This window comes from Haemophilus parainfluenzae, assembly GCF_014931415.1.
GTDB lineage: Bacteria > Pseudomonadota > Gammaproteobacteria > Enterobacterales > Pasteurellaceae > Haemophilus_D > Haemophilus_D parainfluenzae_AF.
In genome coordinates this window covers 1,745,571-1,768,856 of record NZ_CP063121.1, presented here as the reverse complement: position 1 = coordinate 1,768,856, position 23,286 = coordinate 1,745,571, and the positions used below count along the sequence as shown (strand labels likewise).

The following is a 23,286-nucleotide window of genomic DNA, read 5'->3' as shown; positions in this document are numbered from 1 at the left end:
AGAAAAAGCGTGATTTAGCTCACAAATCTGAACATTGCTATTTGCAATATAAAGGGCTTTGCCGTATTCTTAAATCACTAAAAACAAGTGCTATTTTTAAATAGCCGACATCTATTTTGCTTTCCGAGTAGTGCCCCAGTGGGGCACTTTTTTTTGCCTTATTTTTAGTTGCAGCATAAAAAAAGTGCGGTCAAAAAACACTGGATTTTCTGACCGCACTTTTAAAATGAATGCTAAGCGAAAGAATTATTCAAACATTGCTGAAATAGATTCTTCATTGCTGATACGACGAATTGCTTCAGCAAGCATAGTTGAAAGAGTCAGCACGCGTACTTTACCAAGTGCTTTCATTTCAGGTGAAAGTGGAACAGTATCCGTTACCACGATTTCGTCAATGGCATCGCTCGCTAAGTGTTGTGCAGCTGCACCAGAGAAAACGGCGTGGGTTGCGTAAGCAAATACGCGTTTTGCACCGCGTTCTTTTAATGCTTCGGCCGCTTTACATAATGTACCACCTGTATCAATCATATCATCTACAAGGATACAATCACGATCTGCAACATCCCCGATAATATGCATAACTTGTGATACGTTTGCACGTGGACGACGTTTATCGATAATCGCCATCTCTGTATCATTTAATAATTTCGCTACTGCACGAGCACGAACCACACCACCGATATCTGGAGAAACAACGATAGGATTGACAAGATCTGTTTTCTTCAAGATATCATCAAGTAAAACTGGTGAACCGAATACGTTATCAACAGGCACATCAAAGAAACCTTGGATTTGCTCTGCGTGTAAGTCACAAGTTAATAGACGGTCAATCCCTACAGTTGAAAGTAAATCAGCTACCACTTTTGCAGTGATTGGCACACGAGCAGAACGTACACGACGATCTTGACGAGCATAACCAAAATAAGGAACAACGGCAGTAATACGGCCGGCAGATGCACGACGTAAAGCATCAACCATTACAATCAATTCCATCAGGTTGTCATTCGTTGGTGCACAAGTAGATTGAATAATAAACACGTCTGCACCACGCACATTTTCATTAATTTGCACTTGGATTTCACCATCGCTAAAGCGTCCAACAGTGGCATCGCCTAATGAAATGTAAAGACGTTCAGAAATCTTTTTCGCTAGCTCAGGCGTAGCATTTCCAGCAAAGAGTTTAATGTCTGGCATTTTATATAACCTCAGGTTGAGTGTAGATAGATTGGTTGGTCGAGAGTTGTTTCAACATCACATGTAATGGTGAAACGTTTAATCCTTTAGCAACAAAGCCGAAAAATTCCTTCGGTTTTTGTTGGAAAACAGCTTGTGCTGATTTTTCATCATCAAATTCAGCAAAAACACAAGCCCCGGTTCCGGTTAATCTGGCTGGTGCATATTGTAGCAACCATAGTAGGGCTTTTTCAACTTTAGGATATTGAGTTCGCACGACTTTTTCGCAATCGTTTGCAAACGGTTGATTCAAAAGTTCGGCAAGGGATCTTTTTTCTGTATTGCGAGGCAAATCGGGATCGCTAAAAACCACCGCAGTAGAGATCGCAGTTTCAGGTTTTAGTACCACATAATATTTTTCTAGTGGTTCACAGTATTGGATTTTTTCACCTACGCCTTCTGCAAAAGCGGCTTGACCATGAACAAAGATGGGGACATCTGCGCCAAGTTTTAGTCCGAGCTCAGCAAGTTCATCAATAGATAAATGGGTTTGCCATAAATAGTTTAAAGCAAGGAGGGTAGTTGCCGCATTGGATGAACCGCCACCAATACCCCCGCCCATTGGCAGAATTTTATCTAAATGAATTGTGGCACCGAGCGTACAGCCTGTTTTTTCCTGTAGTAGTGTCGCTGCACGATAGATTAAATTTTGTTCTAGAGGTAAGCCAGGAATTTCTGGTGTGATGTGGATTTGTTTATCTTGGCGAATATCAATGGTGAGCCAATCGCCGAAATCAAGAAATTGGAAAAGCGTTTGTAATTCGTGGTAGCCGTTTGGCAGTTTACCGTTTATATAGAGAAATAAATTGAGTTTTGCGGGGCTTGGAAAGCGGTTAGGCTTTCCAAGAGAAGTTGAAAGTGCGGTTGAAAAGTGATGTGTTTTCATTAGAACGCCCATTCATCCACACGAATTTTTAGGGTTTGTGATGTACTTTTATTCTTTAACAGAATATTTTCAGGCATCGAATTATCTGGATGATAGCTTAGATAATCAGCTGTCCAAATCGAACCATCAAGCGGGTAGCTAAATTCGGATAAAAGATGATTAGTTCCAACTTGATAATCCGCGTTATCCGCTGGCTGACCTTTTAACCAATAAGATAAATGCTCTAATGGCACATCCATTCCGATGATTTCTCGTAACAATAATTTGGCGTTTTTATCAGATTGTTGGTTGCCTTTATTATCTGAAATGGTCATGCCATTTGGATGCATTTCCATGGTTAGCGTTGTTTTGCTGATCAGAGAATAAAGTTTTAACTTATAGGCTTTCGGGTTTTGATATTGCCATTCAAAGCGGCTCGAAAAACGCTCTTGTGGACTGATATAACCAATTTGTCCTTTGGTGCTATAAGATTGAATTTGTTTGATTTTTTTGAGGTGTTGTTGCCACGTAATATCGTTTTTATCGATATGTTGAACATCTGTTGGGCGCTCTGCATCAAGAGTACAAGCGGATAAGATCACACTTGCAAATACAGGTGCTAGAAGAGATTTTAATAATTTCATAACAAAATATTTACTAAAAAATTGCACATATTGTAAGGGGTAGTTTACTTTTAGTAAAGCTGGATTAAGCATTTAAGCGTGTTTTCTCCGCTTTCACCGCGGTAATTCTTCGACGCGTTAATTCATCTCGAATACCTTGTTTTTCAAAACCATCTGCAATGACTTGCTGTACATCAACAGCAAGGGCGGCTTGATAAAGCGCTTTGAGATAATCAATTTGCGGATATTCTTTATTTTCAAATCCCGTTCGCCCGCGAGTATCAGATAAACATACTAATAGAAATTCTTCGAAGCGCTGAGGTTTACGCCAAACATCAAACGTATTAAAGAGTTTCACCACTGTTTCAGGGCGAAGTTCTAAGGCTTTATGCACATGCGTGTGATATTCACAAGTTAACTCGGATAATTCTTGAATATAATTAGGCACTCTAAGACGTTTGCATAATGAACGAGTTGGTTTAATCCCCGCTTTTTCATGACCATGATGACTTGGCCACATTTCTTTTGGTGTAAGGGCTTTGCCAAGATCATGACAAATTGCGGCAAAACGGACCGCACTTTTATTCAAATTCGTATTCTCTGTGAGTTTAACGGCTTGCTGCAATACGAGCATGGTATGAATAAAGCTGTCAATTTCAGGATGATATTTGGCTGGATTCGGAACACCATCTAAGGCGGCAATTTCAGGGAAGAGCACTTTGAGTGCGCCGACTTGATGTAGTGTTTCAAAATAAATTTCAGGATGCGGTTCGTTTAATGCTTTTTCTGTTTCCATCCAAACGCGCTCAGCCGTGAGGTGGGCGAGTTCGCCTTGTTCAGTGAGTTCAGCCATTAATTTAAGGGTTTCTTCTGCAATAGAGAAACCTAAATGATGAAAGCGAGCCGCAAAGCGTGCGACACGCAATACACGAAGTGGATCTTCAGAAAATGCAGGTGAAATATGACGTAAAATACGTTGGTGAATATCTTCTACACCATGATAAGGATCGTGCAGCTTGCCATCTTTGTCTTGTGCAATAGCATTGATAGTAAGATCTCGGCGAATTAAATCTTGTTCAAGCGTAATCTCATCTGAAAAATCACAAATAAATCCGGTGTAACCTTTACCTGATTTTTGTTCTGTACGAGCGAGTGCATATTCTTCATGGTTTTCAGGATTGAGAAAAACAGGGAAGTCTTTGCCGACTTGTTGATAACCTTGAGCTAACAACATTTCTGGTGTCGCTCCGACGACAACCCAGTCACGATCTTTAATCGGCAAACCTAGAAGTTGATCACGTACTGCACCGCCGACAAGATAAATTTCCATTTTTCTCTCCCTTCAAAATATAAAGAAAAGGTAGGCAAATGCCTACCTCAACGATGAATCATTACCAGTTATCACGGCGTTTACGTCTAGGTAAAATGTGAGGTAATACAAGGCCGATTAACAAACCTACGCCCAACACAGAACCGCCATAAATAAACCATTGAATCGCAATTTCACGTTTATTGGCATCAAGCATGGCTTCTAAATCACGATTTTTATTTTTCGTCATTTCTAATTCACGTTTAAGTTGTGAATTTTGTTCAAGCAATTCACTGCTTTGTTGTTCCGCTTGTTTGCTACGGCGTTGAATTTCGTTTGTGCGTTGCTGCCAATCGGAATCGACGCGATTCAGTTTTAAGGTTAGCTCTTGAACCTGTGCTTTTAATTTTGGATTTTCTTCACGGCTACTTGGTGTAGAGCTCAGTTCAGAAGTTAAAATCCAAGCTTCACGGTTTTTATTATCACGAATTAGGGTGTATTTCCCTTGTTGTTCCAAAACGGTTACTGCTTCGCCAGATTGGATTGCGCCCGCGATCTTAAATTGATCGCCCGCACCACGGCGTAAATAGGTGTTCAGATTTTCTGTCACATATTGCGTTTCAGCCTGTACTGTTCCAATGGTTGAGCCCAATAGAACACAAGAAAATAAAAGTTTGCTCACTTTTGACATAATACTTCCTAGACTCATGAAGAGAGTGCGGTCGGAAAATGAAATGAAAAATAACCGCACTTTTAATAATTATACTAGTGGAAAATCGCGCGAAGGATATAGAAAATCACAATCGCAAAGAATGCACCAGCAGGTAATGTCACAACCCATGAACTAATGATATTACGGATAACCGTTAAGTTAAGCGCTGCAATACCACGTGCGAAACCGATACCTAAGATTGCGCCCACTAAGGTTTGTGTAGTGGAGATTGGTAAACCTGTACCAGATGCCACAACAACAGTCATCGCAGTTGCAAATTGTGCAGCAAAACCACGACTTGGGGTTAAATCGGTAATACCCGATCCTACGGTTGCCATTACTTTTTGTCCCATTGCGATAAGACCAACGGCGATACCTAATGCACCTAAAGGTAAAATCCACCAAGCTAAATCACCACCACTCAGGATCTTCCCGCCATTTTGCACGATTGATACCACAGAAGAAAGCGGACCAATTGCATTGGCTACGTCATTAGAACCATGTGCGAACGCCATTGCACAAGCGGTTAAAAGCATTAAGATACTAAAAATCTTTTCTACTGATCCGAACGATCCTTTTCTTGCTTTTGCGGTAAAGGTGTTACTGCGGAAGTAAAAATGGCAGAAAATCATACCAACAACACTGATAAGTAATGAAATAACGAGAGTTTCATTGTTGGAAAGATTTAAACCAACGTGTTTTAACCCTTTCGCCATGGTCACGATACAAAGTACGAATACAGTAATCGCCATGTAGTAAGGGCCATATTTTTGTGCGTTTTTCAGCGGTTCTTCGGTATCGAATATGAGCTTCTGGATACTTGCAAAGATGGTATAAGCTAAGAGCCCAGCAATCACAGGAGTGATAAACCAACTTCCAACGATCCCACCGATGGTAGACCAGTCAACAGAACTTGGACCAATTGTAATACAAGCAAAACCAATTAAAGCTCCGATAATGGTATGGGTACCAGAAACAGGCCAACCCATTTTTGTCGCGATAAACAACCAAGCACCCGATGCAAAGAGTGCAGAAAGCATCCCTAATGCCAATACATCAGGCATCTCGACGAATTGAGTGGGATCGATTACACCACTTTTGATGGTTTCTGTTACTTCACCGCCGGCTAAATAAGCCCCGGCAGATTCAAAAATGAGGGCAATAATAATTGCTTGTTTGGCTGTAATGGTACCCGAACCAACCGAGGTGCCCATTGAGTTTGATACGTCGTTGGCACCAATACCAAATGCCATAAAAAAACCGAATACCGCGGTAATTAAGACTAACCACGAACCGTATGCATTAATAATTTCCATAGTGATTTCCTATGTTGTAGTTAATGTCGTCAAAATTAGGAACGGGCTAGCATCAATTCAATGCGAGATCCTACACGTTGAGCTTGATCGGCTAATACGCCTACCCATTCGATGATTTTATATAAGAACATTACATCAATAGGGTTATAACGACTTTCAATCGTGTAGAGCATTTTACGCAATTTAATTTGCATTTGATCCGTATCATCTTCAATGCTGTCTAGCTCTTGAATCATATGGTTTACTAACTTTAATTCACGACCTTTAAAACCGGTTTCAAGTAGTTTATCCATTTCTTCAATCACTAAATGAGCTTGATGAATAGAATCTAAACTACGTTTCACATAGTGCAAAAATTCTTCCTGCATTTCTTCAGGAATTCCAAATTGGCGACCAATCATACGACCAGCAATGTCTTTAGCATAGTTAGCTAATTTGTCTTGTTGGGTAACTAATTCGAGTAAGTCGGTACGATCAATGGGTAAAAATAAACCGCGAGGCAATTTCAAACGGATTTCGCGTTTTAAACTATCTGCTTCACGTTCACATTGAGAAATGTCTAGACGTGTTTTTTCTGCATCATCCCATTGTTTTACAAAGGTATGTTGGAAGAATGGAATTAATAAATCACAACATTCAGTCACTTTGTCAGAATGTTTCTGCAGTGGTTTTAAAGGAGAATGGGCAAATAATCCGAGAATATTATTCATTGCCATAGGTGTTTTACTCCATAACAAGGGTTAAAATTTCGGTTGCATATTACCTGATTTTATAAGGAAATACACGAAAAAGATCTTGATTTGTATAAAATTATCTGTATATTTAAACAGTTAAAAGTGATAAGGAAAAATAAAATGAGTAATGAAGTTGAATTAAAGCTTGCAGTTACCTCTGATGCTTTCGATACCCTAAAAACACATCTCAATCAATTCAATATTTTAGAGCAAAATACAGTCTTTCTGGGAAATACCTATTTCGATTATCCTGACCATTTTTTGGCTAAACAAAAAATGGGATTGCGTGTCCGTCAGGAAAATAATGATTTCACACTCACTTTAAAAACAGACGGAAAAGTGGTTGGTGGATTGCATAGCCGTCCAGAATACAATTTATCTCTACCTGATAATTCAGTACCCACAACGGAACAGTTAACCTCATTGTATCCATTTGAAAACTTACCTTCCGCTACATTACAACCGATTTTCTCAACAGATTTTAACCGCACTTTCTGGTTAATTGCGTTTGGTGCATCAAAAATTGAAGTAGCCTTTGATCAAGGGAAAATTTTATCGGGAGAAAAAATACAGCCTATTTGTGAAATTGAATTTGAATTAAAAGAAGGGCTCGTTTCAGATCTTTTCCATTTTGTCTCACTTTTACCTTTTGAACAGGATATTTATTTTAGTTCAGCAAGCAAAGCGAAACGAGGCTATCAATTAGGTAGCAAACCACTGCTGATTGATTGGTTAAACAAATGGCGTGATTTCTTAAAAGAGGAACGTGAGGGAAGTGCGGTTGATTCTCGCGAACAATTAAGTGCTGTCATGAAAATGGAACAGCAATTGATTGAAGAAACCCTCTCATTTCCAACTGATGTGTTTGCGTTTGATTTTATGAAAACTGTTGAACGTGTGGGCGCATTTTTCAATCTTTATCATTATTATGATGACAACAAAGCCCTGTTTGAAAAACTGGAAGAAAATCGATCAGCTGAGTTATTAGCAAGTAATCAATTTTTTCTTAATGAAATAAAAGGCTTGATTACCTTTCATAGTGAAACAAAGGATAATTTTCAAACTATTGAGAAGCTAAAAGCGTTGTTAAAGAGCCGCGCGTATTTTGAAAGAATGCTTGGCTTAATGATGTTGATGGCGTAAAACGGCTTCTCTAAAGGATAGTAAAAATGGCAAAAGCTCCTAAAACTGCTTATGTATGTAATGATTGTGGCGCGGAATTTTCGCGCTGGCAAGGGCAGTGTTCTGCCTGTAAGGCGTGGAATACGATTAGTGAAGTGCGGTTAATTTCAGCCTCAAATTCCACAAAAAATGATCGTTTTAGCGGGTATGCAGGAGAAACTCGCGCAAAAATACAAACGCTTTCTGAAATTAGTTTGCAAGAGACACCGCGTTTCACCAGTGGATTTAAAGAATTAGATCGCGTGTTAGGTGGCGGGATCGTACCGGGAAGTGCCATTTTAATTGGTGGACATCCTGGTGCGGGGAAAAGTACCTTGTTACTTCAAGTCATGTGCGGATTAGCAAAAAATATGACCGCACTTTATGTGACGGGGGAAGAGTCACTTCAACAAGTGGCGATGCGTGCTAATCGCTTAAATTTGCCGACAGATAAATTAAATATGTTATCTGAAACATCGGTTGAGCAAATTTGTAATCTAGCGGATCAGTTAAAACCTCAAATTATTGTAGTGGACTCGATTCAGGTTATGCATCTTTCGGATATTCAATCCTCTCCAGGAAGTGTGGCACAAGTGCGTGAATGTGCCTCTTTCCTGACTCGTTATGCGAAAACTCGACAAGTCGCCATCATTATGGTTGGACACGTCACGAAAGACGGCACTCTTGCGGGTCCGAAAGTATTGGAACATGCCATTGACTGTTCGTTATTGCTGGAAGGGGAGGCTGATTCCCGTTTCCGTACGTTACGTAGCCATAAAAACCGTTTTGGTGCGGTGAATGAGCTGGGCGTATTTGGTATGACCGAGCAAGGCTTGCGAGAGGTGAAAAACCCATCAGCGATTTTCTTAAGTCGAGGAGATGAACAAACACCGGGCAGTTCGGTCATGGTGCTTTGGGAAGGAACGCGTCCGCTTTTAGTCGAAATTCAAGCATTGGTGGATCATTCCATGCTTGCAAATCCGCGTCGTGTGGCGGTAGGGTTAGAGCAAAATCGTTTAGCCTTATTGCTTGCGGTATTGCATCGTCATGGTGGATTACAAATGTCGGATCAAGATGTTTTTGTGAATGTCGTTGGTGGGGTAAAAGTCGGGGAAACTGGAGCTGATCTTGCGTTATTACTTGCATTAATTTCGAGTTTTCGTAATCGCCCATTGCCACAAGATTTAGTTGTCTTTGGTGAAGTAGGGTTAGCGGGTGAAATTCGTCCGGTAACCAGTGGTCAAGAACGCATTAGTGAAGCGGCAAAACATGGTTTTAAACGCGCGATCGTGCCTTTTGCCAATAAGCCGAAAAGTGCGGTTGAAAATATGGAAGTTTTTACGGTGAAAAAACTCGCTGATGCGCTCGCCATTTTGGATAATTTCTAAAAAAACGTTGTCCTATTGTTGTCTGATTACTGAAAGTTTTTGATAAATTAGATAGAATATGCGCCATACATAAGGAAAGGTTATGGAAAAGAAATTAAATAAAGCGTTGGATAGCATTGATATCAAAATCTTAAATGAATTACAACGCAACGGTAAAATCTCTAATATCGATTTATCAAAGAAAGTGGGGTTATCGCCAACACCTTGTTTAGAAAGGGTAAAACGCTTAGAAAAACAAGGTGTGATTATGGGTTATCGGGCACTTTTAAATCCTGAATTACTGGATGCGCCTTTATTGGTTATTGTTGAAATCACGCTTGTGCGTGGTAAACCTGATGTTTTCGAAGAGTTTAATGCTGCGATTCAAGCGCTTGATGAAATTCTCGAATGTCATTTGGTATCAGGTGATTTCGATTATTTACTCAAAACACGTGTAGCAGATATGGCGGCATATCGAAAATTATTGGGTACCACCTTATTGCGCTTACCCGGTGTGAATGACACTCGAACTTATGTCGTCATGGAAGAAGTGAAACAAACTAATTATCTCGTACTAAAATAAAAATGATTAAGCGAATTACAAAACGATTTACACCGAAACAATATTTAGCAGAATTGTTACTCGGATTGACCGCACTTTTAGGTTTATATTTAATCGTGGCATGGTCAAGCTATACGCCATTAGATAACTCTTGGTCTACAGCAAGTTTTCAAACTGAAACTATCAATAAAGCCGGTGCTTTTGGCGCTTGGTTGATTGATGCGTTTTTTGTTTTTCTCGGCTATGTTGGTCACCTCATTCCATTTGTCATTTTTATCGTACCGATTTATTTACTGAAAACCAAAGCGGTTCATTCTCTCTCGGCAACTCGCATTGCATTACGTTCCTTTGGTTTTATTGCTCTCATCGTTGGTTTAACTATGATGGCCACATTGTTGCTTTCAAATACGAACTACTATTTAGCTGGTGGTGTATTTGGAGGCAGTTTAGTAGTGAACTTATATCCTACACTCGGCAAGTTTGGCTGTATTTTAGTCGGCTTTATCTGTGCGGTAGTGGGCTTTATTTTCTGTTCTGGTGCATCATTAATTCGTTTAATTGTGAAATTCTACCATTGGCTAACCATGAAAAATCAGCCGGCAGAAGAAGAGCAAACAGAGCATACTTCTGTAGATGATCTTGAACAAATTGTGATTGAAACACCTCAACAACTCGCTTTCTCAGATTCTCAATTGGAAAGCGAACCAGCGGAAGATAAAAAAGAGGAGGTATCTGAGAATACCTTTGTTAAGCCAGAACAACTGATTAATATCAGTGGACTATCCTCACCGAGTGCTTCAGAGCCTGCAGATGTTGAAAAATTAGAAGATAAGTTTAAAGGTTTCACGGTTGAATCAGACAATTTACCGAATGTATCTATTTCTGCGGTTTCTTCTGTTGAATTACCGACAAAAGAAGATTTTTCAGCCACATGGAAAAATCCGCAAGTGAATCATCAAAGTGTGGATGAATCAGATGACATTTTTGAAGAAAATGTGATGCCAAAAGTGTCACTTAAAACACCTGAAAATACAACCGCACTTTATCCAACTTATGATGAACCTTTAGAATCAGAAAATGATGGTTTAGAAGATGAATTGGCACGTCAGTTTGCCGCACAAGAGCAAGCGCGTTTGCACGAAATGGAAGTGCGTGCGAAAGCCTCAAATGCTGAAGATGCATTAAAAGTGATCTTGAATGAGCCAACAGCTTCTCCAGTTAAAGAGCGTGAAATTCATATTGAGAATGCAACTGAAACAACCTATAAGCCGTATTCTGATACGCTTATTCACCCAGCATTCCAACAACCAACGAATAAACGTGAAAAACCAACAACACCATTACCAAGCTTGGATTTACTTGAGCATCGTCCTACACAGGCTCAAGACATTACGCGTGAAGAAATTTTAGACACATCCGCACGTATAGAACAACAATTAAAGAATTTTAATGTCAAAGCTACGGTACAAGATGTGTTAGTTGGCCCTGTGGTGACTCGCTATGAGCTTGAATTACAACCGGGTGTAAAAGCATCGAAAGTAACCAGTATTGATACAGATTTAGCCCGTGCTTTAATGTTCCGCGCGATTCGTGTAGCAGAAGTGATTCCTGGCAAACCTTATATTGGTATTGAAACGCCAAATGCACACCGTCAAATAGTGCCATTGCGTGATGTACTCGATAGCAACGAATTCCGTTCCTCAACATCATTGCTTTCAATGGCTTTGGGTAAAGATATTAGCGGAAAACCTGTAGTGGTTGATTTGGCTAAAATGCCTCACTTGCTTGTGGCGGGTTCGACTGGCTCAGGTAAGTCTGTTGGGGTGAACACCATGATTTTAAGTTTGCTTTTCCGCGTAACACCGGATCAAGTGAAATTTATTATGATTGACCCGAAAGTGGTTGAGCTTTCTATTTATAACGATATTCCACACTTACTTACCCCAGTAGTGACGGATATGAAGAAAGCGGCAAATGCACTGCGTTGGTGCGTAGAAGAAATGGAACGCCGCTATCAATTGTTGTCAGCCTTACGTGTGCGTAACATTGAAGGGTATAACGAAAAAATTGAAGAATATGAAAAACTCAATATGCCAATTCCAAACCCAATTTGGAAGCCTGGCGATACAATGGATAAGATGCCACCTCCATTAGAAAAATTGAGTTATATTGTCGTGATCGTTGATGAGTTTGCAGACTTAATGATGGTTGCGGGTAAACAAATTGAAGAGTTAATTGCGCGCTTAGCACAAAAAGCTCGTGCAATTGGTATTCACCTGATTTTAGCCACACAACGCCCATCAGTAGATGTGATTACAGGTTTGATTAAGGCTAACATTCCAAGCCGTATCGCCTTTACTGTAGCAAGTAAAATTGACTCTAGAACGATTCTGGATCAGGGCGGTGCAGAAGCCTTATTGGGCCGTGGTGATATGTTATATTCAGGTCAAGGTTCTTCGGATCTTGTTCGGGTACATGGTGCCTTTATGAGTGATGATGAGGTGGCCCGTGTAGCAGATGATTGGCGTGCACGTGGTAAACCGAATTATATTGATGGTATTTTAGATGGCGCGGATGATGAAGACTCAGGTGAAAAATCAACTGCAAGTAGTGGCGATCTTGATGCATTATTTGATGACGTCGTTGAGTTTGTCTTAAGCACAGGCAATACATCGACTTCTTATGTTCAACGTAAATTTAGTGTTGGGTTTAACCGAGCGGCTAGAATTATGGATCAGCTTGAAGAACAAGGCATTTTAGGCCCAATGAAAAATGGAAAACGAGAAATTTTAGCTCGACGTTCCGAATATTAATTCTCTTAAGTTTCACTTTACAAAAAGGAAAGTAGAATGAAAAAAACATTATTAAAAATGACCGCACTTACTGTACTGTTGAGTGCGAGTAGTTTTGCTTTTGCCGATGCGGCAGATGAGTTGCAGAATCGCTTAAATCAAGTGACAGTATTGAGTGCTGATTTCTCTCAAACCGTGACTTCTGTTGGTGGTAAAAACGTTCAACAAGGAAGTGGAAAACTTCAAATTAAACGCCCAAATCTTTTCCGTATGGATACCAAATCACCGCAAGAAACACAAATTATTGCAGATGGTAAAACCCTTTGGTATTACGATCCATTCGTGCAACAAGTTACCGCTCAATGGGTGAAGGATGCAGTCAATAATACACCTTTTGTACTTTTAACCAGTAACGATAAAAGCCACTGGAATCAATATTCAGTGACACAGAATGCGGATACCTTTGTGTTAAAACCAAAGGCGAAAAATAGCAATATTAAACAATTTGATATTCGTGTTGATGCAAATGGTGTGTTAAAAAATTTCAGCACTACAGAAAAAGATGGTCAAACCAATCTTTATGTATTGCGCAACATTACAAACCAAACCTTAGCTGATAGCTTATTCCAATTTAGCGTACCGAAAGGTGTTGAATTGGATGACCAACGTAAAGGTAAAAAATAATCCATAAGGTGTGAATGATAATCTTCACACCTTTTGCTTATTAAGGAAAGAATATGTCTAATCTTAATTTTGATTTTGCTGAAAATGACTTTCGCCCTTTAGCTGCCCGTATGCGTCCAACTAATTTGGAGCAATATTATGGGCAGACGCATTTAATTGGGGAAGGAAAGCCGCTTCGTAAAGCAATTCAAGCAGGGCATGTTCATTCTATGATTCTGTGGGGGCCGCCGGGTACAGGTAAAACAACACTGGCGGAAATTATTGCTCATCGTATCAATGCAGAAGTTGAACGAATTTCCGCGGTAACAAGCGGCGTGAAAGAAATTCGAGAATCAATTGAGCGTGCGAAACAAAATCGACTTGCAGATCGCCAAACGATTTTATTTGTGGATGAAGTGCATCGCTTTAATAAAAGCCAACAAGATGCGTTTTTACCCCATATTGAAGATGGGACGATTATTTTTATTGGTGCGACAACGGAAAATCCTTCCTTTGAATTAAATAATGCATTGCTTTCTCGTGCGAGAGTTTATCTACTCAAGTCATTGACAGTTACTGAAATCGAACAAGTTCTAAAACAGGCGATTTCTGATCCTGAGCGAGGATTAGGTAAAGAGCGGTTAGTTTTAGAAGAGAATTTACTACAAGTATTAGCCGAATATGTGAATGGTGATGCTCGCCTGGCTTTAAACTGCCTTGAATTGATGGTGGATATGGCTCCTGAAACAGAAAACGGTAAAAAATTAGACCGCACTTTGTTGAAAGAAGTATTAGGTGAACGACAAGCGCGTTTTGATAAACAAGGTGATCGCTTCTATGATTTGATTTCCGCTTTACATAAATCCATTCGAGGCTCCGCAGCAGATGCTGCGCTTTACTGGTATGCGCGAATTATCACTGCAGGCGGCGATCCTCTTTATGTTGCTCGACGTTTATTAGCGATAGCTTCAGAAGATGTGGGTAATGCGGATCCTAGAGCAATGCAAGTGGCTCTAGCGGCTTGGGATTGTTTTACGAGAGTGGGCGCTTATGAAGGAGAGCGAGCTATTGCGCAAGCTATTATTTATTTAGCCGTAGCACCGAAAAGTAATGCCGTTTACAACGCATTTAATGCAGCCAAACAACATGCAAAAGATTTTCCTGATTTTGATGTACCGCCTCATTTACGTAATGCGCCAACGGCTTTAATGAAAGAATTAGGCTATGGTGCTGAATATCGTTATGCACATGATGAGCCAAATGCTTATGCCGCAGGAGAAAATTACTTTCCACCGGAACTGAAAGATACCCAGTATTATTTCCCAACTAATCGAGGGATGGAAATTCAAATTAAAGAAAAACTTGAACGTTTACAAGAGCAAGATAAAAACGCATCAAAAAAACGCTATAAATAGTTTCTTCGAAAATGGTAAATATAAAAAAGTGCGGTCAAATTTGACCGCACTTTTTGTTATCACTTAAAAGCACATTATTTTGCTGCTTTTAACTCTTGGTAATACTGTTCATAGTATTGGATTGCATCACCTACATCATCTTGCCAGTAGCTTTTTTGAAGAATTTCTGCTGGTGGATAAATAGATGGATCTTCTGTAATTTCTTTTGGAAGGACTTTTTTCGCTTCAAGGTTAGCTGTTGGGTAACCGATCGCTAAAGTCAATTTCTCCGCTGCTTTTGCACCTAACAAGTAGTTAATTAACTTGTGTGCACCATCTGGGTTTTTAGAGGTTTTAGGAATCGCTAAAGTATCAACCCAAAGAACAGGACCTTCTTTTGGGAATACCATATTTAATGGCGCTTGTTCTTTTTTCGCGATACGTACAGAACCATTCCATAACTGACCTAATTCTACTTCACCAGAGATGAAAGAGTTTGCAGGGTTATCAGAATTGAAAGAAAGTACGTTTGGACGTAATTTCAATAACTCTTCATAAGCTTGCTTGATAATTGCTGGATCTTTGGTGTTTGGATCTTGACCAATTTTTAATAATGCAATGTTGAATACTTCACGCGCATCATCCAATAATTGGATTTTGTTTGCATATTCAGGTTTCCAGAAATCACCCCAAGAAGTGAAGTCAGAACCTTTATAAGTATTGGTATTAAATGCAATACCTGGCGCACCTAACAACTGAGGAAGCGAGTATTTATTGCCTTTGTCATAAGGTTTGTTGAGCCAATCAGGGTCTAATTCTTTGATAACAGGTAATTTACTGTGATCTAATTCTTGTAGCATGCCTTCGCGTGCCATTTTAGATACGAAGTAGTTAGATGGTGCAATAACATCATAACCGCCCGCATCACCTTGGGTTTTCATTTTGGCATACATCGTCTCATTGGATTCAAGACTTGCCACGATAACTTTGATACCAGTTTCTTTTGTGAAGTCATCTAAAAGACCATCTGGTACGTATTCAGTCCAAGTATATAAGTACACAGTATCATTTGCTGGAGCCTGTGCTTTTGTTGCATCAGACTTGGCTTCTTTGTCGTTACAAGCAGTTAATGTAGCGGCAACTAAACCGGCAGTAAGCAAACCTGCAAATTTTTTCATTTTTCTTTGTTCTCCGTAAAAGAGGGGTAAAAAACCACCTGCATTAATGCAGGTATAAAAAAACGCCTTGATTGTGCGTCAAGGCGTATTTTATTTGATCTTAAAAGATTTGTGAAACCTTTTTATATCAATGTTTAATGATTATTTTTGCGTGTAACTAATTGGCTTAAAATGACTAATCCTAATGAAAGCACGATCATAATCGTTGCTAATGCGTTCACTTCTGGTGTTACCCCTGTTTTAACAAGAGAGAAGATACGCAACGGTAGGATTTCATAGCTTACACCACTTACGAAAGACGATACGACAACGTCATCTAATGAAATAGTAAAGCTTAATAACCAACCTGATACCACTGCAGGTAAGGCAAGTGGTAGGATAATTTTACGCAAAATAGTGACTTCGCTAGCACCTAAATCTTTCGCCGCTTCAAGCATTCTTGCATCAAAGCCATTTAAGCGAGAGAAAATCGTTACGGTAACATAAGGTAGACAGAATGTTACGTGTGCCAATAATAATGACCAGAAACCAAGTGAAATCCCTACAACCATAAATAAGGCAAGTAGAGAAACCGCCATTACGATATCTGGTGACATCATGACGATAAATAACATACCACTTACCGCTTGTTTACCACGGAAACGATAGCGATAAAGTGCAATCGCGGTTAAACCACCCACAATAGTCGCTAACGTTGCAGCAAAGAAAGCAATAGTGACAGAGTGGAACGCCGCTTGGATTAAGGTATCGTTATTAAATAAACGTTCATACCAGTTCCAGCTAAAACCTTTCCAACTTAAACCATAACGGTCTTCGTTAAAGGAGTTAGTCACCAAAATAATAATTGGGATATACAAATAAGCGTATACCACAAACATAAAAATATTACGTAGTAAACGACTCATTATTCTAACTCCACTTTCTTATTCAACAATTTATTTGCACGATAGTAAACGAAAATCAATAATGCCATTAAGATGGTTAAGCCGATACTGATTGCTGAACCGAATGGCCAGTTACGGGAAATTAAGAATTCACTCTTAATCACGTTACCGACTAATAATACTTTCGCACCACCAAGTAAGTCAGCTACATAGAACATACCCATTGCAGGTAGTAATACTAATAAACAACCCGCTACGATACCTGGCATGGTTAATGGCAAAATAATACGGAAGAAACGTTGAACCGCATTCGCGCCTAAATCTCTTGCCGCTTCTAATAAGCGTCCATCTAATTTTTCAATAGCAGAGTAGAGCGGTAGAATCATAAATGGTAAAAGGAGATACACTAAACCAATGATTACAGCTACTTCGGTATTTAAAATACGAATAGGCTCACTCAAAATGCCCATATCCATTAACATGGTATTTAACACACCTTTTACACCAAGGAAGACTTTCATTCCATAGATACGAATCAGTGAGTTTGTCCAGAATGGCAATACCACGAGGAATAATAAAAATGGACGATATTTTGGATTAATTTTGCTGACCATAAAGGCAAACGGATAGCCAATGAGTAAGCAAATAATCGTTGCGATGCCAGACATATACAATGAGTTCCACACTACCTGTGCATAAAGCGGATTAAACAGGTTAGTGTAGTTATCTAAAGTAAATGGCAAAGCATAAAAGTCGCTACCATCTCGGGTTAAAAAACTTACGGTTAATACTAATAAGTTTGGAATTAGCACAAAGAAGATTAACCAACTGAAGATAATTGCAACAGTAATTTTCTGGAATTTATTATTGATTATCTTCATCGTTGAGTACAACCTCCCAACCTTCGTGCCATGTAATACCTACACGTTGACCAACGCTGTGATCCATATGTGGGTCATCTTCGTTAAAGAATTCGCTCACTAATACGCGTTTACCGTTGTGATCAAATTCCACTGTAGACTCAAGTGTCATCCCTTTATAGGTACGATCCACAATACGACCAATAATTGCATTTGAGTGCTCATTTTCGTCAAGCTCTTCAATCACAATATCTTCTGGGCGTAATAACACTTGTAGTTTTTGACCTTTTTCAGCAGAGATACTGGTGTGAATATCACATACACGACCTTCTACGTTAGCAAGTAGTTCATCGTCAGATTTACGTTCAATCACAGTGGCATCAAATACATTAATTTCACCAATGAAGCGAGCAACGAATAAGTTGGCTGGATCTTCATAGATTTCACGTGGTGAACCATCTTGTGCAATTTTACCTTTACGCAATAAGACGATACGGTCAGACATGGTGATCGCTTCTTCCTGATCGTGAGTAACGAAAATAAAGGTAATGCCAAGTTGACGCTGTAATTGTTTAAGTTCGTTTTGCATTTGTTTACGTAACTTATAATCCAGCGCAGATAAAGATTCATCCAGTAGCAACACTTTTGGCTTATTCACAACAGCACGAGCAATCGCGATACGTTGTTGCTGACCACCAGAAAGTTGAGCTGGTTTACGGTCGGCCATTTCTTCTAATTGCACCATACGCAATGCATCCAGAACACGAGGTTTAATCTCGCTTTCTGCCACTTTTTGCATACGCAAACCAAAAGCCACGTTATCAAAAATAGTCATATGCGGGAATAATGCATAACTTTGGAATACGGTGTTAATGTGGCGTTTTTCAGCCGGAACATTGGTAATGTCCTCACCGTCCAAAATAATATGACCTTCATCTAATTCTTCTAAACCTGCTAATAAACGCAAAACTGTAGTTTTACCACAGCCCGAAGGACCAAGAATTGTGACGAATTCACCGTTATTAATGGTTAGATTGAAATCATTAATGATTGTGTTGGAACCATAGGATTTTTTGATAGAACGAAGCTCAATAATAGGCTTGTTTTGAACCAGATTTTCCACTAGCTTTGGTTTTCTCCCTAATTTCACCAATTTGATTGGTACTGAGTAGAAATAAACCTGCAAAAAATGATGCAGGGGCGACATAAAATTGAACAGATATGATATAGCGAATTGTTAATGATGAAAAGGATTTAATCGTGTTTTTAGGAAAAAATTTATCGAAAATTTGACCGCACTTTTTTCAGAAAATCTTATAACTCTCCACTTTCTTGTTATATATCAAGAACTGTAACGAATTTTGGGATTAGACTAGTGCCGATATAAAGGAGAATTTTAAAATGGAAGAACATAATAACAATGAATTATTGCAGCGATTTTTAACTTATGTCGCGTTTGATACGCAATCTAAATCGTCTGCAAAACATTCCCCCAGTTCGCGAGGACAAATGAAATTAGCTTTGCATTTGCAGCAAGAATTAATTGAACTTGGTTTACAAGATGTTAATGTGACTAAGCATGCCGTCGTCACGGCTTATTTACCCTCAAATCATCCTGATTTAACACAAACCATAGGTTTTATTTCCCACTTAGATACCTCACCACAATGTAGCGGTAAAAATGTTCAACCCGAAGTGATCGAAAACTATCGGGGGGGAGATATCGCATTAGGTTTAGGGGAAGAGTTTATTAGTCCCGTGTATTATCCATTTTTACATCAGCTTATTGGTAAAACCTTGATTGTGACAGATGGAACTACTTTACTTGGTGCGGATAATAAAGCTGGAATCGCAGAAATTATGACCGCACTTTCTGTCTTACAACAGGAAAATATCCCACATTGCAATATTCGAGTGGCATTTACGCCTGACGAAGAAATTGGCTTAGGAATGCATTATTTTCCATTAGACGATTTCCCTTGTGATTGGGCATATACCATTGATGGTGGGGAAGTGGGCGAGCTCGAGTATGAGAATTTTAATGCGGCAACGGCAAAAATCACCTTTAAAGGCCGGGGGATTCATCCAGGGTATGCGAAAAATAAATTAGTGAATGCGCTTACGTTAGCTTGTGAGTTTCAACAAAGTTTTCCAAAAGATGATGTTCCCGAAAAAACATCAGGAAAAGAAGGTTTTTTCCATTTAGATGATTTTAAAGGGGATATTGAGAAAGTTGAATTACATTATCTGATTCGAGATTTTGACCAAGCTAATTTTGATCAACGTAAAGCGTTTATTTATCAACTTGTAGAAAAATTTAATAGAGAGAAAAGCCTAAAAAACCCTGTGGAATGTGTTATTGAAGACAGTTATAAAAATATGTATGACACAGTCAAAAATGTTCCACAGGCGATTAAACTTGCTGATGCAGCAATGAAAGCTTGTGGTATTACACCAAATCACAAACCAATACGGGGTGGAACCGATGGGGCATTTTTAGCAGAAAAAGGATTAGCTTGTCCAAATATCTTTACTGGTGGCTATAATTTCCATAGCAAACATGAATTAGTGACCCTTGAAGGGATGGAAAAAGCCGTCGAAGTGGTTATAAAAATAGCAAACTGTAAAGATTTGTAAATTAGTGTAAAGAAAAAGCTTGCATTTGTCAGAATATGTCAATATAATCGTTAGCGTTTTATCGAGATTCCTTTGATAAAGCTAAACTTTAGAGATTTTATTCATAAATTCCTTTTTGGTGCTCCTAAGAAATTAGGAGCTTTTTTTTACCCTAAATTTAGATCTTTACTTCAAAAACGGATTGTTTCGTTTTTCTTGTCCAATGGTTGTGTAAGGACCATGTCCCGCAATGACAACCATATCATCATTTAATGTAAATAATTTATTCTTGATTGATGAGATCAAGGTGTCGAAATCCCCACGAGGGAAGTCTGTACGACCAATACTGTTTTGGAAAAGGACATCGCCAGTAAAAGCAATATTTTTTTCATGTTCAATAAAACCAATGTGGCCAGGTGTATGACCAGGAAGATGAAGAATTTCAAAGGTAAATGTACCAATTTGAATTTTTTCGCCTTCTTGATTAAACCAGCGATCAGGTGTAAACGCAGAAATATAAGGTAAACCAAACTGCTGAGCTTGTTGTGGTAGACTTTCAAAAAGGAAACGATCTTCTTCCTGTGAGCCCCAAATTTCAATGTTAAAATGATCGCGAATCGCTTCTGCCGCACCTACATGATCAAGATGACCATGCGTCAATAAGACTGCTTTTAGGTTTAATTCTAATTCCTCAATGCGTTGAATAAGCTTTTCCGCATTACCACCAGGATCGATAATTGCCGCATTTTTTTCATCATCCCAAATAAGAGAGCAATTTTGCTGAAAGGCTGTAACTGGAATAATTTCAATATTCATCTTTTTTCCTTATCGTTGATAACAAAAAACCGCACTAAAGTGCGGTCTAAAATTAAACTGTTTTTTATGCACCACGCCATGTTCTTACAGGGCCAGTATCCACGTGAATAAAATTACTATACGGATAATATCCTACACCACCGCTATCAAGATTTTCAGCCGCTTGGCGTAATCTTGCTAAAGGTACACCAGGGATTTTAAAATCAATCGCTTGACCTTTAATATGATAGCTGTTGCTTGCTACGTCTCGACTTTGTCTACGACGCATGGCATTTGTCGCTGCACTACGATAGCCACAAATCACATCAATTTGCGCAGTGCGTAAACCTAAATTACTTTGTAAATGATAAAACTTCATGAAGAGATTTGGATCCATTCGGCGTACTTGGTCTGTACGGCGATCTCTCATGAAGTAATCAAGTTTACCAAGTAATGAACGATTAAATCCAGTTGTTGCTGAGAACTCACCGCTTAATCGTTCATTGGTGTTGACATTATAGAAGCTAAGAATGCGAGGTTTAGGAGTAGAGACCATCGCTAACACCGTACTCGGCATCATGCTGGCGCCCAAAACGATGCCGCCTAATGAAAGCCATTTACGACGATTTTTGTCAATGTTACCCATTTTTTTAGTCTCTTTTATTACCCATCTCTCACCCTAGACAATTTTTTCTTTAAAAAGTTCTAGCGCGAACATTGTTTAAAGATATTTTTTTACAACTGCCCAGTCGATCCCATTAAACGTCGCGGCATCGTCGTATTTATAAATATCCGGTAAAACTTGTGTTTGGCCGTTTTCAACCCATGCAGTCACATAATATAAGAATACCGGATCATTTGTACGAATGTTTGCAGAAGTTGTTTTCTTACTTTCTAAAACGTTACGTTTTTTATCTTCTGACCAACCAGCTTCTTGTAACAGAATAGAGGCAAGTTGATCGGATTTTTCTACACGCACACAACCTGAGCTTAATGCACGGTCTTTTTTGCTGAATAAGCTATGATTTGGTGTATCGTGAAGATAAATCGCATCAGAGCTTGGCATATTAAATTTATAGTTACCTAATGCACTGTCGCCAGCTGCTTGACGGATACGGTACGGGAATTTATCCCCAATACTACTCCAATTAATAGAGTAAGGATCGATAGTGTTACCTTTACTATCCAAAATAGAGTAGTTGTGTGCCGCCGCATAGCCAGGGTCACGTTTTAATTTCGGTAAAATATCTTCATTGATTAAACGTGTTGGGGCATTCCAAGGTGGATTAACAACTACATTACTCAAACGGCTGTACATCACCGGTGTACGACGTTCATTTTTCCCCACGATAACGCGTGATTCTAGAAGAACTTTACCATCACGATAATATTTCAATTGATAGCTTGGAATATTAACAAAGATTCCATTTTCAAAATCCGGAATAACGCGTAAACGTTGTGCATTAAGAGCAAGTTTTTTACCCATTGCAGAAATACCTGAAGCTGAAATCATCGATGGAAGTGCTTGTACGGTTTCACGGTATAAACGATTATGGTTAGATAATCCGTTTATAAAACCAGAAACAGCATTGTTTTTAACCGCACTTTGCCATTGGTCAATAATTTCTTGATTTGGTAATTCTGGTTTATAAGCATTCGTTGCGTATAACCAACGTTGTGCTTGTTGATTTACGTTCTTGCTGTAATACAAGTAATCAAGGAAAGCATCACTTAATAATACATCATAGGTGAGTCCACCCGTTTTTTCAGCGTTATGTAAATTGACTAACGATTGAGCTGAACGTTTAGAAATGCCTGATGCCACCATGGCTGCATATTCACGTAGGAATTGTTTCTCAGCCGCCTTGTCTTTCCACATTAGGTCATATTTATTATCGGCATATAATTTAGCCAAAATTGGTTTGAACTGTAGATTTTGCTCACCAATTTCATGCGTTAATGACATCTCTAGCATCGCTTGCTTTTCAGTGGCAAGACGAGCTTGATCTTCTTTGATTTCAGCTTCAAGTTTTGCTCGCTCTTCTGGACTTAATTTAGACATATCAACGCCTTTATTTTCGGCTTGTTGAGTCTGTCCAACTGTTTTGGCCCATTCAGCTAATGCACAACCTGACGTCATCATTGATAATGATAAGACTAATGCGCTTAATTTCATTGTTCCTTTTAACATTGCTGTACCTTTAAAAATATTCATAAAAAAT

The 23,286-nt window shown here is 39.1% G+C and carries 21 protein-coding genes; 7 read left to right on the top strand and 14 right to left on the bottom strand.

Annotated elements, in window-relative coordinates; genetic code table 11:
- Positions 1–246: 246 nt before the first annotated feature.
- From INP93_RS08630 to INP93_RS08600, 7 genes are all read right to left on the bottom strand, one after another.
- Positions 247–1,194 carry a ribose-phosphate pyrophosphokinase gene (locus tag INP93_RS08630; protein ID WP_005695817.1) on the bottom strand — a complete coding sequence of 316 codons (948 nt, stop codon included), beginning with the start codon at positions 1,192–1,194 and terminating at the stop codon, positions 247–249.
- Position 1,195: 1 nt separating this feature from the next.
- Positions 1,196–2,119: a 4-(cytidine 5'-diphospho)-2-C-methyl-D-erythritol kinase gene (gene ispE / locus INP93_RS08625; RefSeq protein ID WP_197544677.1), complete on the bottom strand. Its 924-nt coding sequence runs from the start codon at positions 2,117–2,119 to the stop codon at positions 1,196–1,198.
- Positions 2,119–2,742: a lipoprotein insertase outer membrane protein LolB gene (lolB, locus tag INP93_RS08620; protein ID WP_049365960.1), complete on the bottom strand. Its 624-nt coding sequence runs from the start codon at positions 2,740–2,742 to the stop codon at positions 2,119–2,121. Before lolB ends, ispE begins: the two co-directional genes overlap by 1 nt.
- Before the next feature lie 64 nt (positions 2,743–2,806).
- The gene (locus tag INP93_RS08615) at positions 2,807–4,051 is read right to left on the bottom strand and encodes a multifunctional CCA addition/repair protein (RefSeq protein ID WP_197544676.1); all 1,245 of its coding nucleotides are present in this window, start codon (positions 4,049–4,051) and stop codon (positions 2,807–2,809) included.
- Positions 4,052–4,112: 61 nt separating this feature from the next.
- The gene (locus INP93_RS08610) at positions 4,113–4,721 is read right to left on the bottom strand and encodes a TIGR04211 family SH3 domain-containing protein (RefSeq protein ID WP_049384910.1); all 609 of its coding nucleotides are present in this window, start codon (positions 4,719–4,721) and stop codon (positions 4,113–4,115) included.
- Between the two features lie 74 nt (positions 4,722–4,795).
- Positions 4,796–6,058, bottom strand: a complete 1,263-nt coding sequence (locus INP93_RS08605) for an inorganic phosphate transporter (protein ID WP_049384911.1) — start codon at positions 6,056–6,058, stop codon at positions 4,796–4,798.
- A 35-nt stretch (positions 6,059–6,093) separates the two neighbouring features.
- Positions 6,094–6,774, bottom strand: a complete 681-nt coding sequence (locus INP93_RS08600) for a TIGR00153 family protein (protein WP_049365956.1) — start codon at positions 6,772–6,774, stop codon at positions 6,094–6,096.
- Positions 6,775–6,912: 138 nt separating this feature from the next.
- On the opposite strand from INP93_RS08600, the gene INP93_RS08595 reads away from it, so the two are divergent.
- The 6 genes from INP93_RS08595 to INP93_RS08570 all read left to right on the top strand — a co-directional run bounded on the left by INP93_RS08595 (position 6,913) and on the right by INP93_RS08570 (position 14,752).
- Positions 6,913–7,935: a CYTH domain-containing protein gene (locus tag INP93_RS08595; RefSeq protein ID WP_197544675.1), complete on the top strand. Its 1,023-nt coding sequence runs from the start codon at positions 6,913–6,915 to the stop codon at positions 7,933–7,935.
- A 26-nt stretch (positions 7,936–7,961) separates the two neighbouring features.
- Positions 7,962–9,341, top strand: a complete 1,380-nt coding sequence (gene radA, locus INP93_RS08590) for a DNA repair protein RadA (protein WP_049380993.1) — start codon at positions 7,962–7,964, stop codon at positions 9,339–9,341.
- 82 nt (positions 9,342–9,423) lie between these two features.
- Positions 9,424–9,903 (top strand): leucine-responsive transcriptional regulator Lrp, encoded by a 480-nt coding sequence (gene lrp, locus INP93_RS08585; RefSeq protein ID WP_005695827.1) that lies wholly within the window; start codon positions 9,424–9,426, stop codon positions 9,901–9,903.
- Between the two features lie 2 nt (positions 9,904–9,905).
- A complete protein-coding gene (locus INP93_RS08580; RefSeq protein ID WP_197544674.1) occupies positions 9,906–12,695 on the top strand; it encodes a DNA translocase FtsK in 2,790 nt (929 codons plus the stop codon).
- 36 nt (positions 12,696–12,731) lie between these two features.
- Entirely contained in the window at positions 12,732–13,358 is a 627-nt protein-coding gene (gene lolA, locus INP93_RS08575) for an outer membrane lipoprotein periplasmic chaperone LolA (protein WP_197544673.1), read from the top strand.
- Positions 13,359–13,411: 53 nt separating this feature from the next.
- On the top strand, positions 13,412–14,752 hold the full coding sequence (locus tag INP93_RS08570) for a replication-associated recombination protein A (RefSeq protein ID WP_197544672.1): 1,341 nt from the start codon (positions 13,412–13,414) through the stop codon (positions 14,750–14,752).
- A gap of 74 nt (positions 14,753–14,826) precedes the next feature.
- Here INP93_RS08570 and INP93_RS08565 read toward each other — a convergent pair whose 3' ends face one another.
- From INP93_RS08565 to potA, 4 genes are all read right to left on the bottom strand, one after another.
- On the bottom strand, positions 14,827–15,909 hold the full coding sequence (locus tag INP93_RS08565) for an extracellular solute-binding protein (protein WP_005698550.1): 1,083 nt from the start codon (positions 15,907–15,909) through the stop codon (positions 14,827–14,829).
- Positions 15,910–16,043: 134 nt separating this feature from the next.
- On the bottom strand, positions 16,044–16,814 hold the full coding sequence (potC, locus tag INP93_RS08560) for a spermidine/putrescine ABC transporter permease PotC (protein WP_005695832.1): 771 nt from the start codon (positions 16,812–16,814) through the stop codon (positions 16,044–16,046).
- Positions 16,814–17,674, bottom strand: a complete 861-nt coding sequence (potB, locus tag INP93_RS08555; RefSeq protein WP_197544671.1) for a spermidine/putrescine ABC transporter permease PotB — start codon at positions 17,672–17,674, stop codon at positions 16,814–16,816. Before potB ends, potC begins: the two co-directional genes overlap by 1 nt.
- Complete coding sequence (potA, locus tag INP93_RS08550; RefSeq protein ID WP_005698520.1) at positions 17,658–18,776, bottom strand: spermidine/putrescine ABC transporter ATP-binding protein PotA; 1,119 nt, start codon at positions 18,774–18,776, stop codon at positions 17,658–17,660. The genes potB and potA overlap by 17 nt, the downstream gene beginning before the upstream one ends.
- A gap of 278 nt (positions 18,777–19,054) precedes the next feature.
- On the opposite strand from potA, the gene pepT reads away from it, so the two are divergent.
- A complete protein-coding gene (gene pepT, locus INP93_RS08545; RefSeq protein WP_197544670.1) occupies positions 19,055–20,290 on the top strand; it encodes a peptidase T in 1,236 nt (411 codons plus the stop codon).
- A gap of 165 nt (positions 20,291–20,455) precedes the next feature.
- Here pepT and INP93_RS08540 read toward each other — a convergent pair whose 3' ends face one another.
- From INP93_RS08540 to INP93_RS08530, 3 genes are all read right to left on the bottom strand, one after another.
- Positions 20,456–21,085 (bottom strand): MBL fold metallo-hydrolase, encoded by a 630-nt coding sequence (locus INP93_RS08540; RefSeq protein WP_197544669.1) that lies wholly within the window; start codon positions 21,083–21,085, stop codon positions 20,456–20,458.
- 64 nt (positions 21,086–21,149) lie between these two features.
- A complete protein-coding gene (gene mepK / locus INP93_RS08535) occupies positions 21,150–21,710 on the bottom strand; it encodes a peptidoglycan L,D-endopeptidase MepK (protein WP_049367438.1) in 561 nt (186 codons plus the stop codon).
- Positions 21,711–21,785: 75 nt separating this feature from the next.
- Positions 21,786–23,255: a L,D-transpeptidase family protein gene (locus INP93_RS08530; RefSeq protein WP_197545335.1), complete on the bottom strand. Its 1,470-nt coding sequence runs from the start codon at positions 23,253–23,255 to the stop codon at positions 21,786–21,788.
- Between the last annotated feature and the right edge of the window lie 31 nt (positions 23,256–23,286).